Here is a 9,290-nt window from a genome sequence, read left to right on the forward strand (position 1 = left end):
ACCCCGTAGCACCATGACCCCATGCTGCTGTCCCGGCTCGCCCAGGTCTCCCGCGAGGTCGCCGCCACATCGGCCCGCTCCCGCAAGACCGCCCTGCTCGCCGACCTGTTCCGGGAGACGGACGCGGACGACGTCCCGATCGTCATCCCGTATCTCGCCGGACGGCTCCCGCAGGGCCGTCTCGGCGTCGGCTGGAAACTGCTCGGCCGCCCGGTGCCCCCGGCGGCCACGCCCACGCTGACCGTCCGTGACGTGGACGCCCGGCTCACCGAGCTGGGCGCGGTCACGGGCGCGGGCTCGCAGACGGAGCGGGCCCGGCTGCTGGACGCGCTGCGCGCCGCCGCCACCGAGGACGAGCAGCGGTTCCTGTTCGGGCTGATCACCGGCGAGGTACGGCAGGGGGCGCTGGACGCGCTGGCGGTGGAGGCGCTGGCCGGGGCGACCGGCGCGCCGCCCGCCGACGTCCGCCGCGCGGTGATGCTCGCGGGCTCCCTCCAGCCGGTCGCCCAGGCCCTGCTGGGCGAGGGTCCGGACGCGCTGGCCCGCTTCCGGCTGACGGTCGGCAGCCCCGTACAGCCGATGCTGGCGCAGAGCGCGTCCTCGGTCGCCGAGGCCGTGGAACGGCTGACCAGACCAGGCGAGCCGAACACACAAGACGAACCGAACGAACCGAACGAACCGAACGAACCGAACGAGCTGAACGGCTGCGCGGTGGAGGAGAAACTCGACGGCATCCGTGTCCAGGCGCACCGCGACGGCCCGCACGTCCACCTCTACACCCGCACCCTGCACGACATCACCGAACGCCTCCCCGAGGTCACCGCGGCGGTCCTGGCGCTGCCCAGCGACCGGTTCGTCCTGGACGGCGAGGTGATCGCGCTCGGCCCGGACGGTCGGCCGCGTGCCTTCCAGGAGACCGCCGGACGGGTCGGTTCCCGGCTGGACGTGGCGGGCGCGGCCGGCACGACCCGGGTCTCCCCGGTGTTCTTCGACGCGCTCAGCGCCGACGGCCGTGACCTCCTCGACCTCCCCTTCGCCGAGCGGCACGCGGCGCTGGCCGCGCTGGTCCCGGAGCCGATGCGGGTCCGCCGGACACTGGTCGCGGGCCCGGCGGACACGCCCAAGGCGGAGGCGTTCCTCGCCGAGACCCTCGCCCGGGGCCACGAGGGCGTGGTCGTCAAGTCGCTGGCGGCACCGTACGGCGCCGGGCGGCGGGGCGCGTCCTGGCTGAAGGTGAAGCCCGTGCACACCCTGGACCTGGTGGTGCTGGCCGCCGAGTGGGGCCACGGCCGCCGCACCGGCAGGCTCTCCAACCTGCATCTGGGCGCCCGCGCGGCGGACGGCTCGTTCACGATGCTCGGCAAGACGTTCAAGGGCATGACGGACGCGATGCTGAGCCGGCAGACCGAGCGGCTTCAGGAGCTGGCCCTGTCGGACGACGGCCGGGTGGTCACCGTACGCCCGGAGCTGGTCGTGGAGATCGCCTACGACGGTCTCCAGCGCTCCACCCGCTATCCCGCCGGGGTCACGCTGCGCTTCGCCCGTGTGGTGCGCTACCGCGAGGACAAGGACCCGTCGGAGGCGGACACCGTGGCGGACCTGCTCGCCGCGCACCCGGAGGTCACGCCGTGACCGGGCGGCGCAGTGCCGGGCTGCTGCTGTTCCGGGACACCGGCGGCGGCCGTGAGGTGCTGCTCGGCCACATGGGCGGCCCGTTCTTCGCGACGAGGGACGCGGGCGCGTGGACCGTGCCGAAGGGCGAGTACGAGGACGGCGAGACCGCCTGGGACGCGGCCCGGCGCGAGTTCCGGGAGGAACTGGGTCTGGCGCCGCCCGACGGGGAGCCCGTACCGCTCGGGGAGGTGCGGCAGCGCGGCGGCAAGGTGGTCACGGTGTGGGCGGTGGAGGCGGATCTCGACCCGGCGGACGTGGTGCCGGGCACCTTCACCCTGGAGTGGCCACCCCGCTCGGGCCGCGTCCAGGAGTTCCCGGAGCTGGACCGGGTGGCGTGGCTGCCCGTGGAGCGGGCCCGGGAGCTGCTGGTGACGGCCCAGCGCGCGTTCCTGGACCGCCTGGCCGAACACCCACACTGAGCGCACCGCACAACCAGACCCAAGCAGAGCCGACCACACCCGAGCTGAGCCCCCGCACCCGCACCCGCACCCGCACCCGCACCCGCACCCGCCGGGACCCTCCCGCCCACGCGTTGCGCTCCCCCGCACCGCGCGGGAAGGTCGTAGCACAGCCGTATGTCAGGAGGTCGGTCATGCCCATCGCGACGGTGAACCCGGCGAACGGCGAGACACTCAGGACGTACGAGGCCATGGGCGAGGACGAGATCGAGCGTCGGCTGCAACTGGCCGAGGCCACCTTCCGTACGTATCGCGACGGGTCGTTCACCGATCGCTCACGGCTGCTGGTCCGGGCCGCGAACCTGCTGGACGAGGACCGCGAGGACATCGCCCGGGTGATGACCACCGAGATGGGCAAGCCGCTCGCCCAGGCGCGGGCGGAGGCGGCGAAGTGCGCGCGGGCGATGCGCTGGTACGCCGGGCACGCGGAGGCGCTGCTCGCGGACGAGGTGCCGGACCCGACGGACGTGGCGGACTCCGGGGCGTCCCGGGTGCGGGTCACATACCGGCCGCTGGGTCCGGTGCTCGCGGTGATGCCGTGGAACTTCCCGCTGTGGCAGGTGGTGCGGTTCGCCGCGCCCGCGCTGATGGCGGGGAACGTGGGGCTGCTCAAACATGCCTCGAACGTCCCGCAGACCGCCCTCTACCTGGAGGATCTCTTCCTCCGCGCGGGCTACCCGGCCGGCTGCTTCCAGACCCTGCTGATCGGCTCGGGCGCGGTGGACGAGATCCTGCGCGACGAGCGGGTCAGGGCGGCCACCCTGACCGGCAGCGAGCCCGCCGGGCGGGCGGTGGCCGCCACCTGCGGCGAGATGATCAAGAAGACGGTGCTGGAGCTGGGCGGCAGCGATCCGTTCGTGGTGATGCCGTCGGCCGACCTGGAGCGGGCGGCGGAGGTCGCGGTGACCGCCCGGGTGCAGAACAACGGGCAGTCGTGCATCGCCGCGAAGCGGTTCATCGTGCACACGGACGTCCATGACGCCTTCGCCGAGCGGTTCGCCGCCGGGATGCGGGCGCTCACGGTGGGCGATCCGACGGCGGCGGACACCGATGTGGGGCCGCTGGCCACCGAGCGGGGGCGGGCCGATCTGGAGGAGCTGGTGGACGACGCCCGGCGCGGCGGCGCGACCGTGCTGTGCGGGGGCGAGCGGCCCGAGGGGGACGGCTGGTACTACCCGCCGACCGTGCTGACCGGCATCGACCGGGAGATGCGCATCCACCGCGAGGAGGCGTTCGGGCCGGTGGCGACGGTGTACCGGGCCGGTGACCTGGACGAGGCGCTGCTGATCGCGAACGATTCACCGTTCGGGCTGAGTTCCAGCGTATGGACGCGGGACGAGGCGGAGACGGACCGGTTCAGCCGGGATCTGGAGGCGGGAGGCGTGTTCTTCAACGGGATGACGGCCTCGCATCCGGCGTTCCCGTTCGGCGGGGTCAAGCGGTCCGGGTACGGGCGTGAGCTGTCCGGGCACGGAATCCGGGAGTTCTGCAACATCACCACGGTTTGGCACGGTCGGTGAGGGGGGCGCGGTTACCATCCCATTTGTGAACCGCGAAGTGACCCTGCCGCTGATTGTCGACGACCGCGGGACCTTGCAGGTGGCTGCCGCCGATGTGAGCAAGTTGCTGCGGACCTTGGGGGGGCGGTGGCTGCGGCTTGTCGAGACCGGGGTCGGGGAGCTGGACGAGGATACGGTCGCGGCGTTGACCATTGAGTTGGCGAAGTTGGCGGATCGTATTGATGTGGCCTGTATTGCGCATAGCAGCGGGCAGCGGGAGTAGCGGGCGGTTCGTCGCGAAGTGCGGCCCGGTGGGGGCTGTTCGCACAGTTCCTCCCCCAGAGGGGGTACCCCCAGCGCCCATAGGGGGCTGTCATGACCCGGGGTTTAAAAATGGCCGTCCCCGAGACGGAGTAGTTCCGCGCGAAGTCGTCGGGCCGTGGGGTGATCGTGGGGTCATCACCTCTGGTGGACCACCCTCCGGGTGCACCACCTTCTGACCGGGGGCGCGAGCCTTCCGGACGGCGAAAGCAGGCACGGTTCATGGCGACTTTGTGCAGACCCACGGTGTCCGTTCCAGAGCATGTGATCACGATGGAGGAGACGCTGGAGCTGGCGCGCTCCCGCCACGCCGACCACCCCCAACTGCCGCTGGCCCTCCGGCTGATCGAGAACACCGGGGTCCGTACCCGGCACCTGGTCCAGCCGATCGAGGAGACCCTGAAGCACCCGGGGTTCGAGCACCGCAACAAGCTCTACGAGGCGGAGGCCAAGGCGCGTGTGCCGGCCGTGGTGCAGCGGGCGCTGGACGACGCGGAGCTGCTCACCTCCGACATCGACGTGATCATCTACGTCTCGTGCACCGGTTTCATGATGCCCTCGCTCACCGCGTGGCTGATCAACGAGATGGACTTCGACAGCACCACCCGGCAGCTGCCGATAGCCCAGCTGGGCTGCGCGGCGGGCGGCGCGGCCATCAACCGGGCGCACGACTTCTGCCTTGCCTACCCGCAGGGCAACGCGCTGATCGTGGCCTGCGAGTTCTGCTCGCTGTGCTACCAGCCCACCGACATCGGGATCGGCTCGCTGCTCTCCAACGGTCTCTTCGGCGACGGTGTCGCCGCGGCCGTGGTGCGCGGCCGGGGCGGCACGGGCGTCCGGCTGGAGCGCAACGCCTCGTACCTGATCCCGAAGACCGAGGACTGGATCTCGTACGACGTACGGTCCACCGGGTTCCACTTCCTGCTGGACAAGCGGGTGCCCGGGACCATGGAGCCGCTGGCCCCGGCGCTCCAGGACCTCGCGGGGCTGCACGGCTGGGACGCCGCCGACCTGGACTTCTACATAGTCCACGCGGGTGGTCCCCGCATCCTCGACGACCTCAGCAAGTATCTCCAGGTCGAGCCGCACGCCTTCCGCTTCAGCCGGGCGACGCTCACGGAGTACGGCAACATCGCGAGTGCCGTGGTCCTGGACGCGCTGCGCAGGCTGTTCGACGAGGGCGGCGCGGAGAACCGGGCGCGCGGGCTGCTCGCCGGGTTCGGTCCCGGCATCACCGCGGAGATGAGCCTCGGCCGCTGGAGCGGCTCCGACGAGACGGCATGAGATGACCGAAGAGACGATCACCGAGAGCGCTCCCCCCGTCCGGCCGTGGCCGGCCCTCGATCTGACCGGTGTCGACTTCGACCCGGTGCTGCGCAAGCTGATGGACGAGGGCCCGGTGACCCGGGTCCGGCTGCCCAACGGCGAGGGCTGGGCGTGGCTGGTCACCCGGTACGACGATGTGCGGATGGTGACCAACGATCCACGGTTCAGCCGGGAGGCGGTGATGGACCGGCCGGTGACCCGGCTCGCCCCGCACTTCATCCCGGCCCGGGGCGCGGTCGGTTTCCTGGACCCGCCGGACCACACCCGGCTGCGCCGCTCGGTGGCGCCCGCGTTCACCGCGCGCGGGGTGGAGCGGGTGCGGGAGCGGTCCCGGCGGATGCTGGACGAGCTGCTGGACGAGCTGGAGCGGGCCGGTCCGCCGGCCGATCTGACCGAGGCGGTGCTCAGTCCGTTCCCGATCGCGGTGATCTGCGAGCTGATGGGGGTCCCGGCGGCCGACCGGCACGGGATGCACACCTGGACCCAGCTGATCCTGTCCTCCTCGCACGGCGCCGATGTCAGCGAGCGGGCCAAGCAGGAGATGGGCGCCTACTTCGCGGAGCTGATCGGGTCGCGGGAGAACAGCACGGGTGAGGACGTCACCTCGCTGCTGGGCGCCGCGGTGGGCCGGGCGGAGGTGACGCTCCAGGAGGCGGTGGGCCTCGCGGTGCTGCTCCAGATCGGCGGTGAGGCGGTCACCAACAACAGCGGGCAGATGTTCTACCTGCTGCTGACCCGGCCGGAGCTGGCGGACCGGCTGCGGGCCGAGCCCGCGATCCGTCCGCAGGCCATCGACGAACTGCTGCGGTACATCCCGCACCGCAACGCGGTGGGTCTGTCGCGGATCGCGACCGAGGACGTGGAGATCGCGGGCCACACGATCCGCGCGGGGGACGCCATCTACGTCTCCTACCTGGCCGCCAACCGCGACCCGGACGTCTTCCCCGACCCGGAGACGATCGACTTCGGCCGTACGCCCAATCCGCATGTCGCCTTCGGCTTCGGCCCGCACTTCTGCCCCGGCGCGATGCTGGGCAGGCTGGAGTCGGAGCTGCTGGTCGACGGGTTGCTGGACCGGCTGCCGGGGCTGCGGCTCGCGGTCCCGCCACAGGACGTCCCGTTCAAGAAGGGCGCGCTGATCCGCGGGCCCGAGGCCCTGCCCGTCGCCTGGTGAGCGGCCGATGACCGCGACCGAGGGGCTGCTGGTACCGCCCGGCCACGGCCGGGTGGTCCAGACGCCCGCGCAGCATGTGACGTTCAAGGTGACCGGCTCGCACTCGCGGATGGCCTCCACCTTCGAGGTGCTGGTCCCGCCGGGCTTCGACGTGGGCGCCCATGTCCACACCCGCAGCGAGGAGCTGTTCTACGTCCTCGAAGGGGAGCTGGACGTGCTGGCCTTCGAGCCGCGTATCCGCACCCCGGACCACTGGCAGCGCTGGGAGTCCAGCTCGGGCAGCCGGGTGGTGCGGGCCACCCCGGGCACGGTGATCGTGGTGCCCCCGGGCTGCCCGCACGCGTTCGCGAACCCGACGGACAGCCCGGCGAAGATGTTCTTCCAGGCGAGCCCGCCGCCGGACCACGAGCGCTACTTCGAGGAACTGCTGGAGATCCTCAAGGACGGCGGCCCGCCCGACCTCGCCGCGATCGAGGCACTGCGCCGACGCTACGACATCGAGCAGCTGACCCCGCTCAAGCACCGCGGCTGACCCCGCACGAACACCGGTGACCGCGGCGGGCGGCCGTCCAGCCGCTACCGGATGCTCATCCCGGAGAGGGGTTCGGGTGACCGCCGCCGACGGGCGTCCGGCCGCTACCGGATGCTCATCCCGGACAAGGTGCGGGCGATGACCAGCCGCTGGATCTCGCTGGTCCCCTCGAAGATGGTGTAGATGGCGGCGTCCCGGTGCATCCGCTCGACCGGGTACTCCCGGGTGTAGCCGTTGCCGCCGAGGATCTGGATGGCCTGTCCGGTCACCTTCTTGGCCGTCTCGCTGGCGAACAGCTTGGACATCGAGCCCTCGGCGGCGGTGAACGGCCGCCCGTTGACGGCCATCCAGGACGCCCGCCACACCAGCAGCCGGGCCGCGTCGACGGCGGTCCGCATATCGGCGAGCTGGAAGGCGACGCCCTGGTTGTCGATGATGGGCCGCCCGAACTGCTCCCGGGTCATGGCGTAGTCGAGGGCGACCTCGTAGGCGGCGCGGGCGGTGCCGACCGCCATCGCGCCGACGGCGGGCCGGGACGCCTCGAACGTGGCCATGGCGGCGTTCTTGACCCGCTCGCCGCCGCCCGCCTTCGCCCGCTCCCGGGCACGGGCGAGCCGGTCGTCCAGCTTGGCCTTGCCGCCGAGCAGACAGGAGCCGGGCACGCGGACGCCGTCGAGGACGACCTCGGCGGTGTGCGAGGCGCGGATGCCGTGCTTCTTGAACTTCTGCCCCTGGGACAGCCCCGGGGTGCCCGGCGGGACGATGAAGGAGGCGTGCCCCTTGGAGCCCAGGTCGGGGTCGACGACGGCCACCACGACATGGACATTGGCGATCCCGCCGTTGGTCGCCCAGGTCTTGGTGCCGTCGAGCACCCACTCGTCCTTGGCCTCGTCGTAGACCGCGCGGGTGCGCATCGAGGCGACGTCGGACCCGGCGTCCGGTTCGGAGGAGCAGAACGCGGCGACCTTGACGTCGGCGGCGTCGCCGTACATCTGGGGTATCCAGGTGCCGATCTGTTCCTCGGTGCCGTTGGCGAGGACACCGACGGCCGCGAGGCCGGTGCCGACGATCGACAGCGCGATCCCGGCGTCCCCCCAGAACAGTTCCTCCATCGCCATCGGGATGCCGAGCCCGGTGGGGTCGAAGTACTGCTGCGCGTAGAAGTCCAGGGAGTAGATGCCGACCTTGGCGGCCTCCTGGATGACCGGCCAGGGAGTCTCCTCACGCTCGTCCCATTCGGCGGCGGCGGGACGGATGACGTCGGCGGCGAAGCCGTGCAACCAGTCCCGGACCTCCTTCTGGTCGTCGCTCAGCTCCATGGTGAACTCGGCCATGTCCCCTCCAGCTCCACCCATGCTTGTTACTTGCGGTAACCGCAGTCTGTTACCAGTGGGTAGGAAAAGTCAACTCGCGAGCATGGGTCGGCAGCCCGTTCGATACTTCGGACATCATCAGTGTTAGTTTGCGCAGGCGTCACCGAATCAGCACAGGTGGGGAGAGCACATGGACACCACGCAGCGGACCGAGCAGCAGCGGTCCGCCGACCGCCGCCGGCGCGAGCTGCTGGAGGCCGCCGACCGGGTGGTGCTGCGCGACGGTCCGCATGCCTCGATGAACGCGATCGCCGCGGAGGCGGGCATCACCAAGCCGATTCTGTACCGCCACTTCGGCGACAAGGGCGGGCTTTACGCAGCTTTGGCCACACGGCATACGGATGCGTTGCTGTCGTCGCTGCGGGCCGCGCTGGACGCGCCCGCGGGGCGCCGCGAGCGGGTCGAGGCGACCCTCGACACCTACCTCGCCGCGATCGAGGCGCGGCCCCAGGTGTACCGGTTCCTGATGCACCCGGCGGACGGCGCGGACGGCTCCCCCGGCGACCAGGGCTTCGACGTCGGACGGCACTCCGCGCCGCTGCTCCGCCGAATGGGCGAGGAGTTGGCCCAGGTCATCGAGGAACGGGTGGACCTCGGACCCAGCAGCCATGAGCTGGCGCGGGTGTGGGGGCACGGGATCGTCGGGATGATGCACGCGGCGGGTGACTGGTGGCTGGGGGAACGTCCTTGTACTCGCCGTGAGTTGGTGACGTCGCTCGCGGACCTGCTCTGGGGCCGCCTGGCAGCGGCGGCGGACCGCGTGGGCGGTCCGGGATTCTGACGGTCGTACGCCGGGTGCGGCCCGGTGGGGCCCGTTCGCGCAGTTCCCCGCGCCCCTATCGGGGGCAAGCACCACATCACCGACGCCTGCTGGGAGAGGGGCATCGAGGTGACCTCGGCGGCCGAGGCCAACGCCGTACCGGTCGCCGAGTT

Annotated in this window: 9 protein-coding genes; 8 read left to right on the forward strand and 1 reads right to left on the reverse strand. The window is 71.6% G+C overall.

Translation table 11 applies throughout. The features are described from left to right. Positions 1-21 precede the first annotated feature (21 nt). From AB0D49_RS24000 to AB0D49_RS24030, 7 genes are all read left to right on the forward strand, one after another. Positions 22-1,632, forward strand: coding sequence for an ATP-dependent DNA ligase (locus AB0D49_RS24000; RefSeq protein WP_362760832.1), 1,611 nt, complete (start codon positions 22-24; stop codon positions 1,630-1,632). After that, the gene (locus tag AB0D49_RS24005) at positions 1,629-2,093 is read left to right on the forward strand and encodes an NUDIX domain-containing protein (protein WP_362760834.1); all 465 of its coding nucleotides are present in this window, start codon (positions 1,629-1,631) and stop codon (positions 2,091-2,093) included. The genes AB0D49_RS24000 and AB0D49_RS24005 overlap by 4 nt, the downstream gene beginning before the upstream one ends. Positions 2,094-2,266: 173 nt before the next feature. Beyond that, positions 2,267-3,652 (forward strand): NADP-dependent succinic semialdehyde dehydrogenase, encoded by a 1,386-nt coding sequence (locus AB0D49_RS24010; RefSeq protein ID WP_362760836.1) that lies wholly within the window; start codon positions 2,267-2,269, stop codon positions 3,650-3,652. Positions 3,653-3,677: 25 nt separating this feature from the next. Further along, the gene (locus tag AB0D49_RS24015) at positions 3,678-3,914 is read left to right on the forward strand and encodes a DUF6213 family protein (protein WP_362760838.1); all 237 of its coding nucleotides are present in this window, start codon (positions 3,678-3,680) and stop codon (positions 3,912-3,914) included. Positions 3,915-4,099: 185 nt separating this feature from the next. Then, positions 4,100-5,236: a type III polyketide synthase gene (locus AB0D49_RS24020; RefSeq protein ID WP_362760840.1), complete on the forward strand. Its 1,137-nt coding sequence runs from the start codon at positions 4,100-4,102 to the stop codon at positions 5,234-5,236. 1 nt (position 5,237) lies between these two features. Continuing rightward, a complete protein-coding gene (locus tag AB0D49_RS24025) occupies positions 5,238-6,452 on the forward strand; it encodes a cytochrome P450 (RefSeq protein ID WP_362760842.1) in 1,215 nt (404 codons plus the stop codon). Positions 6,453-6,459: 7 nt separating this feature from the next. Then, the gene (locus AB0D49_RS24030; protein WP_362760844.1) at positions 6,460-6,984 is read left to right on the forward strand and encodes a cupin domain-containing protein; all 525 of its coding nucleotides are present in this window, start codon (positions 6,460-6,462) and stop codon (positions 6,982-6,984) included. Between the two features lie 104 nt (positions 6,985-7,088). On the opposite strand, the gene AB0D49_RS24035 is transcribed toward AB0D49_RS24030, so the two are convergent. Further along, a complete protein-coding gene (locus AB0D49_RS24035; protein ID WP_362760846.1) occupies positions 7,089-8,318 on the reverse strand; it encodes an acyl-CoA dehydrogenase family protein in 1,230 nt (409 codons plus the stop codon). Between the two features lie 169 nt (positions 8,319-8,487). Between AB0D49_RS24035 and AB0D49_RS24040 the strand changes: the two genes are divergently transcribed. Next, the gene (locus AB0D49_RS24040) at positions 8,488-9,138 is read left to right on the forward strand and encodes a TetR family transcriptional regulator (protein ID WP_362760848.1); all 651 of its coding nucleotides are present in this window, start codon (positions 8,488-8,490) and stop codon (positions 9,136-9,138) included. Positions 9,139-9,290: the final 152 nt, after the last annotated feature.

The sequence above is a fragment of the Streptomyces sp. NPDC048290 genome, from assembly GCF_040652095.1.
GTDB lineage: Bacteria > Actinomycetota > Actinomycetes > Streptomycetales > Streptomycetaceae > Streptomyces.

What these genes read in the sequence shown, in the direction of transcription:
- AB0D49_RS24025 (WP_362760842.1), top strand. Translation starts at nt 5,238, where the DNA reads ATGACCGAAGAGACGATCACCGAGAGCGCTCCCCCCGTCCGGCCGTGG.
- AB0D49_RS24035 (WP_362760846.1), bottom strand. Translation starts at nt 8,318, where the DNA reads ATGGCCGAGTTCACCATGGAGCTGAGCGACGACCAGAAGGAGGTCCGG.
- AB0D49_RS24040 (WP_362760848.1), top strand. Translation starts at nt 8,488, where the DNA reads ATGGACACCACGCAGCGGACCGAGCAGCAGCGGTCCGCCGACCGCCGC.
- AB0D49_RS24010 (WP_362760836.1), top strand. Translation starts at nt 2,267, where the DNA reads ATGCCCATCGCGACGGTGAACCCGGCGAACGGCGAGACACTCAGGACG.
- AB0D49_RS24000 (WP_362760832.1), top strand. Translation starts at nt 22, where the DNA reads ATGCTGCTGTCCCGGCTCGCCCAGGTCTCCCGCGAGGTCGCCGCCACA.
- AB0D49_RS24030 (WP_362760844.1), top strand. Translation starts at nt 6,460, where the DNA reads ATGACCGCGACCGAGGGGCTGCTGGTACCGCCCGGCCACGGCCGGGTG.